The following is a 17,522-nucleotide window of genomic DNA, read 5'->3' as shown; positions in this document are numbered from 1 at the left end:
GATGACGGCGCCCCCCGACAGACACTCCGAGCTGTTCACCGGGACCGCGCTGACCGTCTTCCGCCTCAACGGGCAGCTCCTGTCCGTGGCCGAGGAGCTGGCCCGCTCGGCCGGGCTCACCGCCGCCCGCTGGCAGGTGCTCGGCGCCGTGATCGACGAGCCCCTGCCGGTGTCGGCGGTCGCCCGCCGGTTCGGCACCACACGGCAGAGCGTCCAGCGGATCGCCGACCTGCTGGTGGAGCGGAAGCTGGCCGAGTACCGCCCCAACCCGGCGCACAGCCGGGCCAAACTGCTCGCGCCCACGGAGGAGGGCCTGGAGGCCCTGAGGCGGATCGACCCGGACCACGGCAGGGTGGCCGACGCGCTGGTCGCCGAACTGGGAGAGGACGGCGCGGAGCACGCGCTGGAGTCACTGCACCGGCTCTCCCGAGCGCTGGACCGGCTCGGGGAGGGTTGAGGGCGGCGCAGTATCGTCCCTTGCACGGACCCGTCCGGCGCGCTCCGCCGGACCCGCGCCGCCCTCCGTGCCCGGGCCCCGGACCCGGGGCACACCCCGGCACCGCCGCCCGGGCACCTCACCCAGCCGAAGGAAGCCGCCATGATCGACCTGCGCTCCGACACCGTCACCCGTCCCACCCCGGCCATGCGCCGGGCCATCGCCGAGGCCGAGGTCGGCGACGACGTGTGGGGCGAGGACCCGACCGTCCGCGCTCTGGAGGAGGAGACCGCGGGCCTGCTGGGCAAGGAGGCCGCCCTGTACGTGCCCTCTGGGCACATGGCCAACCAGCTGGGCCTCTACGTGTCCACCCGCAGCGGCGAGGAGGTGTGGGCGCACGAGCACCACCACCTCATCGGGGACGAGCAGGGCGCCACGGCGGTGCTCGCCCGCGTCCAGCCCCGCCTGTTCGCGGACGGGACCTCGCCCACCGACGCACTGCTGGAGTCGTGGATCGGGAACCGCGGCGACATCCACCGGGCCGAGCCCGCACTGGTGTGGCTGGAGAACACGTTCACCGGGCGGGTGGTCCCCCTCGCCGAGCAGGCGCGGGTGACGGGGTTCGCGCACCGACACGGGCTGCGCGCCCATCTGGACGGGGCCCGCCTGTGGAACGCGGCCACCTTCCTCGGCACGCCGCCGGCCGCGGTCGCCGACGGGTTCGACACGGTCTCCGTGTGCTTCTCCAAGGGGTTGGGCGCCCCGGTGGGGTCGGCACTGGCCGGGGACGCCGACACCGTGCTGCGCGCCCGGCGCGGGCGCAAGATGCTCGGGGCGGGGATGCGCCAGGCGGGCGTCATCGCCGCCGGGGCCCTGTACGCGCTGCGCCACCACCGGGAGCGGATGGCCGAGGACCACGAGCGGGCCTCCGCCCTGGCCGCGCGGATCACCGAGCTGTCCGGGCTGACCGCCCGGGCGCAGACCAACATGGTGCTGGTCGAGACCCCCGCGGGCGAGGCGGGCCGGTACGCCGAGGCCTTCGCCCGGCACGGGGTCGCGGGCCTGGGCGGCGGCGCGTCGATCCGCCTCGTCGTGCACCTGGAGATCACCGACCGCGACGTCGAGGACGCGGCCCGGGGGATCGCCAAGGCCGTCTCGGAGCTGTGACCTCCCCCGCCGCCCAGGTCAGTGCGGGGGAGGCGGCTACACTGTGCCGATCCCGCACGCCGCCGGACCAACCGTTTCCCTGACGGACCTCACATCGCGTAGTAGCATTTCGCGTATGACATTGTCGTACTAGAGAGTGGTAGCACCTCAATGCCGGGACGAATCCAGTCGATCGAACGCGCGGCGGCCATCCTCCGGATCCTGGCCACCGGCTCGCGGGGTCTGAGCCTGGCGGAGATCTCCCGGTCACTGGAACTCCCCAAGGGCACCGCGCTCGGCATCCTGCGCACCCTCCAGCACGTGGGGTTCGTCGAGCAGGACCCCGAGTCGGGCCGCTACCGCCTGGGCGGGGGCATGCTGAGCCTGGGCACCCGCTACCTGGACGGCAACGAACTGCGCACCCGCGCCCTGAACTGGGCCGACAGCCTCGCCTCCCGCAGCGGTGAGAGCGTGCGCATCGGAACCCTGCACAAGCACCAGGCGCTGGTGGTGCACCACGTCTTCCGCCCGGACTCGTCCCACCAGACGCTCGACGTGGGCACACTGCTCCCCCTGCACGCCACCGCCATCGGCCGTGTCCTCATGGCCTTCGACCCCCTGGCCGTGCCCGAGGAGGACGCGGACGCCGTCGAGGAGGGCGGACGGGTAACCCTCCCGTCGTTCACCCGGCACACCGTCACCTCCCCCGCCGCACTGGAACGGCTGCTCGACGAGGTCCGCGAGAACGGCTGGGCCTGGGAGGTCGAGGAACTCGTCGAGGGCGAGGTGTCGATCGCCGCGCCCATCCGCGACCGGCGCGGCACGACCGTCGGCGCCATCGGCGTGCGCGGCGCCGTCGAGCGGCTGCGCGGCGACGGGGGCCTCCCGGACATGGAGCAGGTCTCCTACGTGCGCGACGCGGCGAGGGCCGTCTCCCGGGACCTGGGCGTCACCCCGTACTGAGCCGTTCCGCCCCGTTCCTCCCCACCGTCCCGCGCCCGCTCCCGCGCGGTGACTTCCGTGTGCGGACCCTTCCCTGGCACCGTTGGTCGGCGGGCTACGTGACCCACGCGACACGATTGCGTCACACGGTCTTGACATGGGGAGGAAGAACTGAGGAAACTAACGCCTACCCATGCGTCAATGTCGTACAACGTGCGGGGATAACCCGTGTGCGTGTGTGTCCGGCCCCATCCCGAGCCCTCCACCTTGAAGGCGAGCAAACGATGAGTCAGCAGTACGTCGCCGCGATCGACCAGGGCACCACGTCGAGCCGCTGCATCCTCTTCGACCGGGACGGACGCATCGTCTCCGTCGACCAACGCGAGCACAGGCAGATCTTCCCCAGGCCCGGGTGGGTCGAACACGACGCCGAGGAGATCTGGACCAACGTCGAGGTGGTGGTCCAGGAGGCCCTGGAGAAGAGCGACATCACGCCGGACCAGGTCGCCGCCGTCGGCATCACCAACCAGCGCGAGACCACCGTGGTCTGGGACCGGGAGACCGGCAAGCCCGTCCACAACGCCATCGTCTGGCAGGACACCCGCACCGACGAACTGGTCCGCGAACTCTCCGCCGACGGCGGCCAGGACCGGTTCCGCGCGAGGTCCGGCCTGCCGCTGGCCACCTACTTCTCCGGCCCCAAGCTGCGCTGGCTGCTCGACAACGTCGACGGACTCCGCGAACGGGCCGAGCGCGGCGAGGTCCTGTTCGGCACCATGGACACGTGGATCATCTGGAAGCTGACCGGCCGCCACGTCACCGACGTGACCAACGCCAGCCGCACCATGCTGATGAACCTGGCCACCCTGCAGTGGGACCCCGAGACCCTCGCCGCCCTCGGCATCCCGGCGGGGATCCTGCCGGAGATCCGCTCCTCGTCCGAGGTCTACGGCGAGGCCCGCGGCTACTTGGCCGGCACCCCCGTCGCGTCCGCGCTCGGCGACCAGCACGCCGCCCTGTTCGGTCAGACCTGTTTCGACCCGGGCGACGTCAAGGGCACCTACGGCACCGGCACGTTCCTGGTGATGAACACCGGCACCGAGCCGGTGACCTCCCAGAACGGCCTTCTCACCACGCTCGGCTACAAGCTCGGGGACCAGCCGGCCGTGTACGCCCTGGAGGGCTCCATCGCGGTCACCGGGTCGCTGGTGCAGTGGCTGCGGGACAACCTCGGTCTGATCTCGACCGCGCCGGAGATCGAGACCCTGGCCCGCACCGTGGACGACAACGGGGGCTGCTACATCGTTCCCGCGTTCTCCGGCCTGTTCGCCCCCCACTGGCGCAGCGACGCCCGGGGCGTCATGGCGGGCCTGACCGGGTACGTCACCAAGGGACACATCGCACGCGCCGTCCTGGAGGCCACCGCATGGCAGACACGTGAGGTGGTCGACGCCATGAACGCCGACGCCCGGATCGATCTGACGACACTCAAGGTGGACGGCGGCATGACCGCCGACAACCTGCTCATGCAGATCCTGTCCGACGTCCTCGACGCCGAGGTCGTACGGCCGATGGTCGCCGAGACCACGTGCCTCGGCGCCGCCTACGCCGCCGGGCTGGCCGTGGGCTACTGGCCCGACGTGGAGACGCTGCGCGCCAACTGGCACAAGGCGGCCGAGTGGAGCCCGCAGATGGAGCCCGCCGTCCGCGAACGCGAGTACCACAACTGGAACAAGGCCGTGCGACGCACCCTGGACTGGGTGGAGCACGAGGAAGCGTAGGGCGGGACGGACCTCGCCCGAACGACCGCCGCCCAGGGGTGCCACGGCTGCCACCTGAACCCCTGGGAGGCGGTACAGGGGGCACGGAACCGCGCCCCCGACCCATCCCAATCCTGTGACGGGTGTGTCTGATTATGCCCGCGTCCGGCGTGCGGTCGCGCCCCGCGAGCACACCTGACCTCCCGTGACCCGGCTGCCCCTCACCGGGGCGGAGGTCCTCATGGTGTACCTGGCAGAGTTCGTCGGAACGGCGATCCTGATCCTGCTCGGCGGCGGTGTCGTCGCCGGTGTCTCCCTCGCCCGCTCGAAGGCCCTCAACGGGGGCTGGATCGTGGTCACGTTCGGCTGGGGTATGGCGGTCGCGATGGCCGTCTACGTCGTCGGCTCCACGAGCGGCGCGCACATCAACCCCGCGGTCACGCTCGGTCTTGCGAGCATCGGGGAGTTCGACTGGGCCCAGGTGCCCGGTTACATGCTGTCGCAGCTGGCCGGTGCGTTCACCGGTGCGGTCCTGGTGTACCTGGCCTACTTCGCGCACTGGAAGGTGACCGACGACCCGGACGCGAAGCTCGGCGTGTTCAGCACCGCCCCCGGTGTGCGCAACCCGGTCGCCAACCTCGCCACCGAGATCATCGGTACCGCGATGCTGCTCCTCGGTGTGCTCGGGATCGGCGCGAACTCCGGCTTCGTCTCACCGGGCGACGCGGATCTGAGCGGCCTGTTCACCAACGGCATCGCGCCGCTGATGATCGGTCTGCTGGTGCTCGCGATCGGCCTGTCGCTGGGCGGGCCGACGGGCTACGCGATCAACCCGGCCCGCGACCTGGGCCCGCGCCTGGCACACGCGCTGCTGCCGATCCCGGGCAAGGGCGGCTCGGACTGGGGGTACTCCTGGATCCCCGTCGTCGGCCCCCTCGTGGGCGGCGTGATCGGCGCGTGGATCTGGAAGCTGACCGGTTTCGGGGCCTGACCCCTCCGCCGAACGGGGCGCCCCGCGCGAACGCGGGGCGCCCCGCCGCCGTCTCCGGGCGGTCGTCACCCGTGGTCGGGACCGGCGGACCCCGGGGCCCGCAGCGCGGCGAGCAGGGCGTGCCACTCGGCCGACACGAAGAGCAGCGCCCCCGCCCGGCGGTTGCGGGTGTCGCGCACGGCGTGGACCCCGGGGAGGTCGGCCACCTCCAGGCACTCGCCCTGGTTGGGCTGGCTGTGCGAGGACTTCCTGAACGGGGCCTCCGCGCGGCCGTCCGCGCTACGCCCCAAGGTGGACCTCTCTGAGGTAGTCGAGCGTCTCCCCCGGGCGGAGGGCGACCAGCCGGAGGTGGTTGACGATGTTCTGGTAGCGCACCACCTCGTCGGGCTCCTCCAGGTAGATGCCGTCGGTGTCGGTCTCCAGGTAGACGACCATCGGGTCGACGGACTCGGGGAACTCCATGATCACGAAGGGGCCGCCGGAACCGGGGTTGAGCTTGGTGGCCAGGGTCATCTGGACGGTGACGTGGGGACGCTCGGCCATCTCCACGATGTGCGCGACCTGGATCCGTCGGGCGTCCGGGAAGTCCCGCAGCCGCAGCAGCGCCCCCTCGTCGAAGATCGCGTACAGCTCCGGCGGGTCGTCGTCGTCCAGGATGCGCTGACGGGTCATCCTGGCGTCCGTCACCCTGCGGATGTCCTGGGGGTTGGCCAGGCCGGCCAGGGCCGTCACCCGCATGTACTCGGGCACCTGGAGCAGCCCCGGCAGGACGAGCGGCTGCCAGGTGGTGATGGAGCACGCCTCGGTCTCGAAGCCGACGTAGCGCGCCGCGAGGACGTCGCGGTAGCGGGTCCACCAGCCGCGCTCGAGGGCCTGCCTGCACAGGTTGAGGATCTCGTCGTACTCCTGGCCGGGTCCGGCGCCGAAGGCGTCCAGGATGGCGCGGACCTCGCTGAGTCTGGGGCGCTTCTTCACTCCCGACTCGATGTTGGAGTAGGTGGACTTGGACAGTCCCGAGGCGGCGGCGGCCTCTTCGCTGGTCTTCCTCGCGGCCAGCCGCAGCCGCCGGAGTTCGGCGGAGAGGCGGCGGCGCCGGATCGTGGGTGAGTACCTGGTCGCCATGATGCCCCAATCGTAGAACTCGGGGTGTCCCTCCAGTGGGGCAATCCGAGGAACCCGGGCCCCGAAACCGCGCAGAGGCCGGGAAACCGGGACGTCGGCCCCGTATGTACTGGATTCCAGGTTTTTCCTGGGTGGAATCCTGCCGCCCTCACGACAGGCGCGTGGGAGCCCCCGAACGTCGGTCCCGCATCAACCCATCCGCCCACAATTCGACAATGCCGCACATCAAGCACTCTCTGAGTTCACACCACTCCCACCAGTCACACCAGTAGCGCATCGATGCTGCCAGACCCGGCCGTCGAGCAACGACATCCACACTCCCCAACCTCAGAGAGCAGCCGCGTTCGGCATTGTCGTATTATGCAGTCAACACGCGCCTGAAGGGTCGAGCCCGTTCAGGCGCTCGCGGAGTCCCCGCCATCCCTCCGAACGGACGGAGCACCAGCCATGACCACCAGCGCCCGCCAGAACGACACCTCCTCCGCCCGCTCCCGCACCCGGAACGAGCTCGCCCGGGGAACCTTCGACCTCCTCGTCGTCGGCGGCGGCATCCTCGGCACCTCCGCCGCCTGGACCGCGACCCAGGCGGGACTCCGGGTGGCCATGGTCGACTCCGGCGACTTCGCCGGGGCCACCTCCAGTGCCTCCTCCAAGCTGGTGCACGGCGGACTGCGCTACCTCCAGACCGGCAACGTGCGCCTGGTCGCGGAGAACCACCGGGAGCGCCGCTCCCTCGCCTCCGACGTGGCCCCGCACCTGGTCAACCACATGCCGTTCCTGGTGCCGGTCTACTCGGGCGGCCCGCACGGCGCGGCGAAGATGGGCGCCGGGGTGTTCCTGTACTCGGCCCTGTCCGCGTTCGGCGACGGGATGGGGCGCCTGCTCTCCCCCACCCAGGCCAAGCGCCTCGCCCCAGGACTGCGCACCGACGGCCTGCGGTCGGTGGCCGCCTACAGCGACCACCAGATGAACGACAGCCGAATGGCCGTCATGACCGTGCGCGCCGCCGCCGACGCGGGCGCGGTGGTGCTCAACCACGCCGAGGTCGTGGGCCTGCGCACCACGCGGGGCAGGGTCTCCGGCGCCGACCTGCGCGACCGCGTCGGCGGTCACGAGTTCGGGATCGACGCCCGGCTGGTCCTCAACGCCACGGGGCCGTGGGTGGACCGCCTGCGCCGGATGGAGGACCCCGCCGCCGGACCCAGCGTGCGCCTGTCCAAGGGCGCCCACCTGGTCCTGCGCACCCCGGAGCCGTGGCGAGCGGCGCTGACCATCCCCGTGGACCGGTACCGGGTGTCCTTCGCCATCCCCTGGGAGGGGAGGCTGCTGCTCGGCACCACGGACGAGGAGTACACCGGCGACCCGGCCGACGTGGGAGTGGTGCCCTCCGACGTCGAACAGATCCTGGGCGAGGCCGCGGTGGGCATCGACGCGCCCTACCTGGACGCCTCCCAGGTGACGTACTCCTTCGCGGGCCTGCGGGTGCTGCCCGGCGGCCCCGGCGGAACCAGCGCGGCCAAGCGGGAGACCGTGGTGAGCGAGGGGCGCGGCGGAATGCTGTCGGTGGCGGGCGGCAAGTGGACGACGTACCGGCACATCGGCCGCACCGTCCTGGAGGAGCTGCGCAAGGTCACGGCGGTGCCGGTGGGCGAGGACATGGTCGACCCGCTGCGCACGGTGCCCCTGCCCGGCCTCGCCAGCCCGGACGCCGTGACCCAGCGGCTCATCATCGACCGCGACCCCGGCGCCCGGCTCGACCCGCTGGTCGCGCGCCACCTGGCGTCGCACTACGGAAGCCTGGCGATGGACATCGCCGCCCTGGTGCGGGACACCCCGGACCTGGGCGCGCGCATCCACCCCGACGGGCCCGACATCTGGGCCCAGGTGGTCTTCGCGCGGGACCGCGAGTGGGCGGTGACCGTCGACGACGTGCTGCGCCGCCGCACCACGGTGACCGTGCGCGGACTGGACACCCCGGAGGTGCGCACGCGCACGGAGGAGCTGCTCAAGGGCTGAGGACCACCGCGGGACCGCCGGCGGTCCCGCGGTCCCGCCCGGGAACCCGCTCCGGACGGCCGGGAGCCGCCGGGCCGTGCGGGGCGCCTCCCGCTCACAGGCCCCGGACACGCGAACGCCCCGGAAGGCGATGCCTTCCGGGGCGTCCTACGACGTTCTACGTCTTAGAGCGCGACGACGTTCTCGGCCTGCGGGCCGCGGGTGCCGGCGACGATCTCGAACTCCACGCGCTGGTTCTCCTCCAGGTTGCGGAAGCCGCTACCCTGGATGGCGCTGTAGTGAACGAAGGCGTCGGGGCCACCGTCGTCGGGGGAGATGAAGCCGAAGCCCTTCTCGCCGTTGAACCACTTCACAGTTCCCTGAGCCATGTTCTCTCCTTCAGCTCGGTGTACACGAACGCATACTCACGTCCGATAATTGCCGCGAGCCGACTCCAAGAGAAACCGCCCGCCGGTCACAAACTCCGCGGGCAAGACACCAACTGCGAAATTCAACGACTAACAATCTTCACCGAACTTACCACAGCCCGGCCAACTCGCGAAGGTTTTCGGTGTGGCAACCCGCACGGCTCCGGCAGGAATACCGCCGGGCTGGGAGGGAACCGCGCGTGGCCCGGGCGATGGCCACCGGCGTGTCGCGCTCTGTTCGCGGAGCTGTCGCCGGCGTGTCGTTCGCGCACGTCAGCGCCGATGCCGGTGTGGAGGCGGATGCGGGCGCCCGCAACCCCGCCCGTCGCCCGCGGCCGTGGCGGAACCCCTCGGAAATCCCCTCGGCGCCGCCCCGCCGGAGCGCTCGAACCGCCCCCGGACACGCCCGGTGAACGCCTCCGAGAGGCACGGTCCGGAACCCGCACCGCGCCGGGGACTTCGCCATCGCGCGCACATCGGAACGATCCGCACTGGTTTCGGCGGCGAATTCCGTTTCCGGCCGGCGCACACCGCCGCGGGGCCCGGAGAAGCGCACGGCACCGGTGGGAGCGGCGCCCGTGTCCGACCGCCCCCACCACACGCACCCCCGTGCGAACCCCGCGCCGCGGCGCGCACGGACTACCCCTGGTCGATCCCGACGAAGTGGTCCTTCTCCGCCTCGATCAGCGGCGCCGAGTCGTCGTCCGGCGCCACCGGCAGGACGACGTCCTCCGGCGGGTTGGCGGCCAGCTCGGCGTCGACCTCCGCCCAGGTGCGGTGCAGCTGCGGCACGCACGAGAGGAGGTGGCGGCTGTACGGGTGCAGGGGGTTCTCGAAGACCCGGAGCGTGGGGCCCATCTCGGCGATGGCCCCCTTGCGCAGGATCACCGACCTGTCGCTCACGTAGTTGCCGAGCGAGAGGTCGTGGGTGACGAACAGGATGCCCAGCCCCCGCTCCTTGAGGTCGCTCAGCAGGTTGAGGACGTCGATGCGCGTGGACGCGTCGAGCATGCTGATGATCTCGTCGGCCACCAGCAGCTTGATGTCCAGGAGCAGCGCCCGCGCGATCAGCACTCGCTGCAGCTGGCCGCCGCTGAGCTGGTGGGGGTACTTGCCCAGGACGTTGCCCGGGTCCAGCCGGACCGTGGCCAGAGCGGCCAGGACCCGGTCCCGCCAGTCCGCCTCCGACACCCCGGGGAAGTAGGAGGTCCGGATCATCTCGAAGACCCGGTCCGCCTTGAAGATCGGGTTGAAGCAGCTGAACGGGTCCTGGAAGACCCCCTGCACCCGGCGGTAGTACTCCTTGCGCGCGGCGTGGCCCCGGATGGTGGTGATGTCGGTGCCTTCGAACGTGATGGTGCCGCCGGTCGGCTTGCTCAGGCCGAGCACCATCTTGCCGAGGGTGCTCTTGCCGCTGCCGCTCTCACCGATGAGCGAGACGACCTCGCCCGGCTCCACCTTCAGGCTGACGTCGCGCACCGCGCGCAGGCGACCGCCGCCGAACGCGCCCACCCGGTACACCTTGTGAACGTGACTGAGTTCCAGCACGGTCTACCTCACCCCGTCTTCCAGCAGGCGGCCCAGTGGCCGGGTTCGATCTCCAGCAGCGGCGGCTGTTCGGAGCACTTGGAGAAGGCCATCGGGCATCGGTCCCTGAACCGGCAGCCGGTCGGCGGGTTGAGCAGTCCCGGCGGGGTCCCGGGGATGCCCTCCAGGCGGCCCTGCTCCTGGGTCGAGCCGACCTCGGGGAGCGCCGAGATGAGCATCTGGGTGTACGGGTGCCGGGGCTCGTTGATGATGGTCTTCGCCGGGGCCTTCTCCGCGATCCGGCCCGCGTACATCACCATGATCGTGTCGGCCATCTGGTACACGAGCGAGATGTCGTGGGTCACGAAGACCATGCTCTTGACGTACTCGCGGTCGCGGAACTCCACCAGCGACTCGGCGACCTGCCGCTGCGTGGACACGTCGAGCGCGGAGGTGACCTCGTCGGCGATGAGCAGCGACGGGTTGAGCAGCGTGGCCATCACCATGACGACGCGCTGCTTCATGCCGCCGGACAGCTCGATCGGGAACCGGTTCAGCACGTCCGCGTCGAGTCCGACCAGCTCCAGGCGCCGCGTGAGCTCCTTGGAGATGTCGGCCGGGCTGACTCCGCGCGAACGGAGCAGCTCGTTGATCATCCGCCCGATCTTGCGGGTGGGGTTGAGCGCGCTCATCGCGTACTGCGGGATGAGCGAGATCTCGTTGTACCGGAGGGGGACCATCGCGTTGTCGTCCGCGATCGGCACGTCCTTGCCGTCCAGCTCGATGCTGCCGCCGACGTGACGCATCCGCGAGTCCAGCCGGATCAGGCTCTTGCCCAGGGTGGTCTTGCCGCAGCCGGACTCCCCCGCCAGGCCCATGATCTCGCCGTCGGCGAGGTCGAACGTGACCCCGTCGAGGGCGTGGACGTCCCCGCGCAGGGTCTGGTAGTAGACCTTCAGGTCGTTGACGCGCAGGGTCATTACAGCTCCCGCAGCTTGGGGTTGAAGACCTCGTCCAACCCGACGTTGAGGATGTACAGCGAGCTCACGATCACCGTGATGCCGAGGCCCGGTGGGACGAACCACCACCACATACCGAATTGCAGGGCGCTCCACGCGACGGCGCTCTCCAGCATCAGGCCGAGGGACACCCCGTCCGAGGGGCCGAGCCCGATGAAGTCGAGGCCCGCGGCGATGAGGATGGCGCCGCCGAACAGCAGGATGAAGGACATCACCAGGTAGGAGCTCATGTTCGGGGCGATCTCGGTGGTGATGATCTTCCCCGTGCGCCGGCCGCTGAGGCGGGCCAGGTCCACGTAGTCGCGGGTGGCCAGCGACAGCGCCTGCGAGCGGACCGCGCGCGCGGCCCACGGCCACGAGGTGAGGCCGATGAAGAGGCCCTGCACGAACACGCCGCGCGCGTCCAGGTAGGCGATCGCGACGATCAGCACGACCATCGCGGGCAGGACCAGGACCACGTTCGTGATCATGTTGAGGATCTCGTCGACGATCCCGCCCTTGTAGCCGGCGACGAAGCCGACCGCCGTGCCGATGACGAACGCGACACCGCCGCCGAACACGCCGATGAGGAACGTGGTGCGCACCCCGAACACGAACTGCGCCCAGATGTCCTGGCCGAAGGAGGTGGTGCCCAGCCAGAACTCGCCGTTGGGGGGTTGGCTCTGGGGGCCGACGTACTCGTTGGGCCCGTGGTCGACGAAGAGGGGGCCGATGAGGCCGAGCAGGAGGAACGCGAGGACGATGCCCAGGCCGATGAGCAGCTTGGGGTTGCGGCGGGCGTAGTGGAGTGACTCGGAGCCCTTGCGCGGCGCCGCCGGCTCCGCGGCGGCGGGTTCCTGGGCTCCCGGTGCCCCGGCGACGTTGGTCATGACGAGCCTCCCGTCATCTGGACCCGGGTGCGCGGGTCAACCAGGACGTACACGATGTCGATGATGAAGTTGGCGATCAGCACCCCGACGACCACGAACAGGAAGATCCCCTGGAGCAGGAAGAAGTCCCGGCTGTTCAGCGACTGGATGATGAGGGTGCCGAGGCCGGGGTAGTTGAACACGATCTCGGTGAGCAGCGATCCGGCGATGATCGTGCCCAGCTGCACCGCGAGTCCGGTGATCTGCGGCAGCATCGCGTTGCGGAAGGCGTACTTGCGGACCAGCCTGCGCGGCGCGCCGAGGGCCTGGAGGTAGTTCGAGTAGTCCGCCTCCAGCTCGTAGATGATCATGTTCCGCATGCCGATCGCCCAGCCGCCCAGCGCCACGACGAACATGGACAGGAACGGCAGGAACCAGTGGCTGATCAGGTTGGAGATGAACAGCCAGCTGAATTCGGGGCGCAGGGAGAAGCTGTATCCGCCCGAGACCGGGAAGACCCCGGCGACGACGCCCAGGCTCCAGGCGAGCAGCAGGGCCAGCCACATGTAGGGCGTGGCGGTCAGGATGTACCCGAGCGGCAGGATCGTGTTGTCGAGGATCTTGCTCCGGGCGGCGAAGGCCCCGAAGTGGTTGCCGACGACCCAGCTGAGCAGGATCGCGGGGAGCAGCACGGCCAGGGTGTAGGGCACCGAGCGCATGATCACGTCGGCGACGGGTTCGGGGTAGAGCATCACGCTGACGCCCAGGTCGCCCTGGAGCAGCCCGCCCCAGAAGCTGAAGTACTGCTGGTACAGCGGCGTGTCGAGGCCGAAGACCTCGTTGTAGTAGGTGGTCATGCGCTCGAGGGCCTCGGGGTTGCCGACCGAGGCGCGCGCGAGCATGCTGCGGACGGGGTCGCCCGGCATGAAGCGCGGGATCATCCAGTTGATGGTGACCGCGATGACGAACGTAAGCAGGTAGACGAAGAGCTTACGGCCGATGTAGCGCCACACACGTTCCTCCAGGTGATGGCGGCGGACAGTCGAGGGGCCCGGAGGGGGCGCGGGGCGGGCCGGTGAAGGGGAAGGGGTCCGCCCCGCGCCCCGCCTCCGGGACGGGCCCGGCCGGGGCTCGTGTGCCGTGCCGCGGCCGGGCTGGGAACGGTCGGGGACCGGCGGCGGGGCGTGCCGCCGCCGTCCGCTAACCGACCGGTTCGATCTCCGCGAGGGTGTGGATGGCGCCCAGCTCGAGCCAACCGTTCCAGAGGGTCGCCGCGCTCTGCGGAGCACCCTCCTGCTCGCTGGGCCAGTTGGTCCAGGTCTCGTTGGTGGCCTGCGACCAGAGGCCGTTGTACCAGAGCGGGATGGCCGGGAGCTCGGCCAGCTGGATCTCCTGGATCTGCGAGGTGATCTCGGCCGCGCCCTCCACGTCGTCGGCGGGGACGGCGGCCAGCTGCTCGACGAGCCCCCACACCTCCTCGTTCTCGTACCGGCCGAAGTTGACGGTGGTCTGCTGCTCGTTGACGGGCAGCTGGAAGAGGTAGTCGTAGTAGGTCCACGGCGTGTTGCTCATCTGGCGCTCGTTGTTGATCACCAGGTCGAACTCGCCGGAGTTGCGGTTCTCGACCAGCAGGTCCTCTTCGGGGAACTGGGCCTCGATGTTGATGCCGACCGCCTGGGCCTGCTGCGCGATCAGGCGGGCCGCCTCCATCCAGTCGGTCCAGCCGGAGGGGACCTGCAGGGTGAGGGCGATGGGCTCGCCGTCGGGCGTCTCGACGTAGCCGTCGCCGTCCTCGTCCATGTAGCCGGCGTCCTCGAGGATCGCGACGGCCTCATCGGCGTCGAAGGTGAAGCCCTCCTCCTCGACCAGCTCCTGGTCGATGTAGGCGTCCCACTCCGGCAGCAGACCAGTCGGGCTGGCCGCCTGGACCAGGTCCGTGTAGGGGCCGGAGATGATCTGCTCCATGTCGATGGCGTGGGCCAGCGCTTGGCGGAAGGCCGTGTCGTCGAGCGGCGCGCGCGTGACGTTGGGGACCAGCCACGCGGTGTTCGCGCTCTTCATGTACGGCGGACCGTCGTAGAAGCTGGTGACGCTGGGGTTGCTGTTGAGGACCTGGTCGATCCCGGGGAGGAAGTTGTTGGAGAGGTCGATGTCCCCCTGGTTGATCATGTTCATCGTCACCTCGTTGGAGGCGTTGACGATGTCCACGATGTAGCGGGGCTGCATCTCCAGGTCGAGGGCCTCGGTGCCCCACCACTCGTCGTTGCGCTCCCAGACCATCCGGTCGTCGGTGTGCGACTCGTAGACGTAGGGGCCGGTGGCGACGATGTCCTCGTTGGCGCTGTCCGTGAGCGCCGTCTCCTCCATGTCGCCCCAGATGTGGGCGGGTAGGACCGGGTTCAGGTAGACCCAGTTCATCCACTCCTGGGGGCGGTTCTCGGAGAAGGTGACGGTCACCGTGCGCTCGTCGGTGGCCTCGGCGCTCTCCACGAAGTTCCAGATGTTGCTGTAGGAGACGGAGCCGAACTGGCCCAGCTCCAGGGTGGCGACGACGTCCTCGGCGACCAGCGGCTCACCGTCACTCCAGGTGATCCCCTCACGGAGGGTGATCTCGTGGACGTTCTCCGCGGTCCACTCGTCGCTCTCCGCGAGCCAGGGGACGTACTCGCCCTCATTGGGGTCGTACAGGAAGAGCGTTTCGTAGGCCAGACCGATCGTGCCGGGCGCGTACTGACCCTTCATGAGCGGGTTCCAGCTGACCGGCGGACCCCATGCCGTACCCGTGGTGTACAGCGTCTCGTTCCGGGGGTACTCCCCGGAACCTCCATCGTTCCCGGCGCCACCCGAACACGCAGTGACCGTGATGGCCAGTGCCGCGAGTGCCGCCGGAAGCCGCAGACTTCTCATCCGGACTCCTCCTTTCACCCGGTCGGCCTGTGGGGGGACGCCCCTCCGGGAACCGGAGGGTTGGGAGCGCTCCCAGTAGAGAGCGCACAGTGCCGTTGCTGAACCGGGTAAGTGACATTAACAACAACACGCCCACGGGATGGCCGTCAATCCCCGACACTTCGGTGTTATGCGCTTGTAACAGCGCAGATGCGGGTACGCCAATAAATTCGCCCTCGCTGAACCGGTTCCGCACTGGCGGTCACCCGACCGGCGGGCGGAAGGCGCCGACGGCGCGGACACCGGGGCTCACCCTCCCGTGGGCCCCGTGCTCGCCCGGGGGTACAGCTCGCCCCTGGACGTCTCCTGGTTGCTCACCGGCCGGCCCTCGATCGCGTCGCCGAGCATCGTGGCGGCCAGGCGGCCGTAGGACACGATGTCGCGGGCGATCGCGGTCAGCGACGGCCGCACGAGGCGGCACAGCACGGAGTCGTCCCACGCCACGATCGACAGCTGGGCAGGCACGCTGACGCCCATCTCCTGGGCCACGCCGAGCCCGGCCACGGCCATCAGGTCGTTGTCGTAGACCAGCGCGGTGGGGCGGTCCGTCCGCGCCAGCAGCCTGCGCGTCGTCCGCGTCCCGGCCTCGCCCGTGTAGTCGGCGTGCACCGAGTACGCCTCGTCCAGGCCCGCCTGCTCCGCCGCGTCCAGGAAGGCCCCGGTCCTCGCCCGGGTGTGCACGAACTCCTCCGGACCCGCCACCCGCACGATGCGCCGGTGCCCCAGTGCGGCCAGGTAGTGGACGACCTCGCGCATGGCGACGGAGTCGTCGGTGTACAGGCACGGAAGGGAACCCGTCCCCCCGGGGCCGCCCAGGACGACCGAGGGCAGCGACAGTTCCTCCACGACGCGGATCCGGGGATCGTCCACGCGCAGGTCGACCATGATCACGCCGTCGACGCGCCGCTCCGCGGACCAGCGCCGGTAGGCCGCGACCTCGGCGCTCATGTCCTCGGTGACCTGCAACAACAGGTCGTTGTTGGACCGGGCCAGCTCCGTCTCGATGCCCGAGACGAGCTGCATGAAGAAGGGTTCGAGCCCCAGCGAGTGCGCCGGGCGGTCGACCACCAGGCCGATCGCCCCCGTCCGGCCGCCCGGCGAGAGCGCCCGCGCGGGGCTGCTGGGCGCCCAGCCCAGGTCGCTGGCGATCTCCAGGATGCGCCGGCGGGTCTGCTCCGAGACCCCGGGACGCCCGTTGAGCGCGTACGAGACCGCCCCCTTGGACACCCCCGCGGCCTTGGCGATATCCATGATCGTCGGACGCCGCATCAACCCTCCCATTCGCCCCCCTGATCACAGAAACTGAACCGGTTAAGCAGACGGCTAGGGATTGTACTGCATGGCTCTGCCGGGGTCCCGCGGTTTTCTGGGCGAGGGGCGGCCGGGGGTCAGCTCCGCTGGCACCCCGGGCACCAGTAGAGGGTGCGCCCGGCCAGGTCCGCCGCGGCGATCGGCGAGGAGCAGACACGGCACGGGTCACCGGTCCGGTAGCACACGTACAGCGAGTCCGGCCTGGGCACGGGGAGGGCGTCCGGGTCGGGGCGGTCCTCGGGGCGCGTGGTGATGATGTAGCCGTCGCGCACGCCGTCGCGGAGCAGTCGAGCGAGGTCGTCCCACAGCGCAGCCCACCGGTCGGCGGTCAGGTCGCGCCCCGGGGTCGCCGGGTCGATCCCCGCCCTGAAGAGCGACTCGGCGCGGTAGATGTTGCCGATCCCCGCGATCACGTCCTGCCGCATGAGCAGCGCCGCGATGCTGGTCCTGGACCGGCTGACCGTCCGCCAGGCCCGCCCGGGATCGGCGTCGTCGCGCAGGGGGTCGGGGCCCAGCCGGTCCTGGACGGCCTGCTTCTCCTCCTCCGTGACGACCTCGCAGGCGGAGGGGCCGCGCAGGTCGGCCCACCCGGAGGCGTTGACGAGCCTGGCCCGCACCGCACCGACGGGCGCGGGAGGCACGACCAGGCCGTCCTCGTCCCGGACCAGCGCGAGCCGGTCCGCGGCCCGGGCGCGGGGGGCTCCGAGGTGGCGCTCTCCGTCGGCGTCCCCGAAAGTCCACGCCCCGTAGAGGCCCAGGTGGACCCGTAGCCACTCGCCCGAGTCGAATCCGAGGAAGAGGTGCTTGCCGTGGGCCTCGGTCTCCGTGAGGACGCGGCCGTCGATCCGGGCGGCGCCCTCCGCGAAGCGGCCCTGCGGGCTGGTGGCGCGGACGGTCCCACCGCCGAAGGCCTTCTCGAAGTGCGCCGCCAAACGGTGCAGCGTGTGACCCTCAGGCACCCGTGTTCCCCTCTCCCGACCGCCCGGCCGGTGCGCGGACCTCCGCGTTCCGGGCATGCGGTCCCAGGGTAGTGGCGTACGCGCTCCGCCCC

The 17,522-nt window shown here is 70.6% G+C and carries 16 protein-coding genes; 6 read left to right on the top strand and 10 right to left on the bottom strand.

The window, feature by feature from the left end; translation table 11 throughout:
* Window position 1 precedes the first annotated feature (1 nt).
* The 5 genes from Q8791_RS13075 (at window position 2) to Q8791_RS13055 (ending at window position 5,275) form a co-directional block, all read left to right on the top strand.
* Window positions 2-457: a MarR family winged helix-turn-helix transcriptional regulator gene (locus tag Q8791_RS13075; protein WP_330091942.1), complete on the top strand. Its 456-nt coding sequence runs from the start codon at window positions 2-4 to the stop codon at window positions 455-457.
* Between the two features lie 141 nt (window positions 458-598).
* Window positions 599-1,603, top strand: coding sequence for a threonine aldolase family protein (locus tag Q8791_RS13070; RefSeq protein WP_330091941.1), 1,005 nt, complete (start codon window positions 599-601; stop codon window positions 1,601-1,603).
* 150 nt (window positions 1,604-1,753) lie between these two features.
* Window positions 1,754-2,545, top strand: coding sequence for an IclR family transcriptional regulator (locus Q8791_RS13065; protein ID WP_330091940.1), 792 nt, complete (start codon window positions 1,754-1,756; stop codon window positions 2,543-2,545).
* 263 nt (window positions 2,546-2,808) lie between these two features.
* On the top strand, window positions 2,809-4,305 hold the full coding sequence (glpK, locus tag Q8791_RS13060; RefSeq protein ID WP_330091939.1) for a glycerol kinase GlpK: 1,497 nt from the start codon (window positions 2,809-2,811) through the stop codon (window positions 4,303-4,305).
* Between the two features lie 220 nt (window positions 4,306-4,525).
* Window positions 4,526-5,275, top strand: coding sequence for an MIP/aquaporin family protein (locus Q8791_RS13055; RefSeq protein WP_330092054.1), 750 nt, complete (start codon window positions 4,526-4,528; stop codon window positions 5,273-5,275).
* Between the two features lie 65 nt (window positions 5,276-5,340).
* Here Q8791_RS13055 and Q8791_RS13050 read toward each other — a convergent pair whose 3' ends face one another.
* Together Q8791_RS13050 and Q8791_RS13045 are read right to left on the bottom strand one after the other, a co-directional pair.
* Entirely contained in the window at window positions 5,341-5,565 is a 225-nt protein-coding gene (locus tag Q8791_RS13050; RefSeq protein WP_330091938.1) for a DUF397 domain-containing protein, read from the bottom strand.
* Window positions 5,555-6,397, bottom strand: coding sequence for a helix-turn-helix domain-containing protein (locus Q8791_RS13045; protein WP_330091937.1), 843 nt, complete (start codon window positions 6,395-6,397; stop codon window positions 5,555-5,557). The genes Q8791_RS13050 and Q8791_RS13045 overlap by 11 nt, the downstream gene beginning before the upstream one ends.
* 447 nt (window positions 6,398-6,844) lie before the next feature.
* On the opposite strand from Q8791_RS13045, the gene Q8791_RS13040 reads away from it, so the two are divergent.
* A complete protein-coding gene (locus Q8791_RS13040) occupies window positions 6,845-8,413 on the top strand; it encodes a glycerol-3-phosphate dehydrogenase/oxidase (protein WP_330091936.1) in 1,569 nt (522 codons plus the stop codon).
* 164 nt (window positions 8,414-8,577) lie between these two features.
* On the opposite strand, the gene Q8791_RS13035 is transcribed toward Q8791_RS13040, so the two are convergent.
* The 8 genes from Q8791_RS13035 to Q8791_RS13000 all read right to left on the bottom strand — a co-directional run bounded on the left by Q8791_RS13035 (window position 8,578) and on the right by Q8791_RS13000 (window position 17,430).
* The gene (locus Q8791_RS13035) at window positions 8,578-8,781 is read right to left on the bottom strand and encodes a cold-shock protein (protein ID WP_267948388.1); all 204 of its coding nucleotides are present in this window, start codon (window positions 8,779-8,781) and stop codon (window positions 8,578-8,580) included.
* 678 nt (window positions 8,782-9,459) lie between these two features.
* Entirely contained in the window at window positions 9,460-10,368 is a 909-nt protein-coding gene (locus tag Q8791_RS13030; RefSeq protein WP_330091935.1) for an ABC transporter ATP-binding protein, read from the bottom strand.
* 8 nt (window positions 10,369-10,376) lie between these two features.
* Window positions 10,377-11,327 (bottom strand): ABC transporter ATP-binding protein, encoded by a 951-nt coding sequence (locus tag Q8791_RS13025; protein ID WP_330091934.1) that lies wholly within the window; start codon window positions 11,325-11,327, stop codon window positions 10,377-10,379.
* Complete coding sequence (locus Q8791_RS13020; RefSeq protein WP_330091933.1) at window positions 11,327-12,235, bottom strand: ABC transporter permease; 909 nt, start codon at window positions 12,233-12,235, stop codon at window positions 11,327-11,329. The genes Q8791_RS13025 and Q8791_RS13020 overlap by 1 nt, the downstream gene beginning before the upstream one ends.
* Complete coding sequence (locus Q8791_RS13015) at window positions 12,232-13,227, bottom strand: ABC transporter permease (RefSeq protein ID WP_330091932.1); 996 nt, start codon at window positions 13,225-13,227, stop codon at window positions 12,232-12,234. Before Q8791_RS13015 ends, Q8791_RS13020 begins: the two co-directional genes overlap by 4 nt.
* A gap of 187 nt (window positions 13,228-13,414) precedes the next feature.
* A complete protein-coding gene (locus Q8791_RS13010) occupies window positions 13,415-15,121 on the bottom strand; it encodes an ABC transporter substrate-binding protein (RefSeq protein WP_330091931.1) in 1,707 nt (568 codons plus the stop codon).
* 288 nt (window positions 15,122-15,409) lie between these two features.
* A complete protein-coding gene (locus Q8791_RS13005) occupies window positions 15,410-16,429 on the bottom strand; it encodes a LacI family DNA-binding transcriptional regulator (RefSeq protein ID WP_330091930.1) in 1,020 nt (339 codons plus the stop codon).
* A 119-nt stretch (window positions 16,430-16,548) separates the two neighbouring features.
* A complete protein-coding gene (locus tag Q8791_RS13000; protein ID WP_330091929.1) occupies window positions 16,549-17,430 on the bottom strand; it encodes an Fpg/Nei family DNA glycosylase in 882 nt (293 codons plus the stop codon).
* Window positions 17,431-17,522 lie beyond the last annotated feature (92 nt).

Source organism: Nocardiopsis codii (genome assembly GCF_036327455.1).
Classification (GTDB): Bacteria; Actinomycetota; Actinomycetes; order Streptosporangiales; family Streptosporangiaceae; genus Nocardiopsis; species Nocardiopsis codii.
The sequence above is the reverse complement of the archived record's forward strand: the minus strand, read 5'-3'. Positions and strand labels throughout refer to the sequence as shown.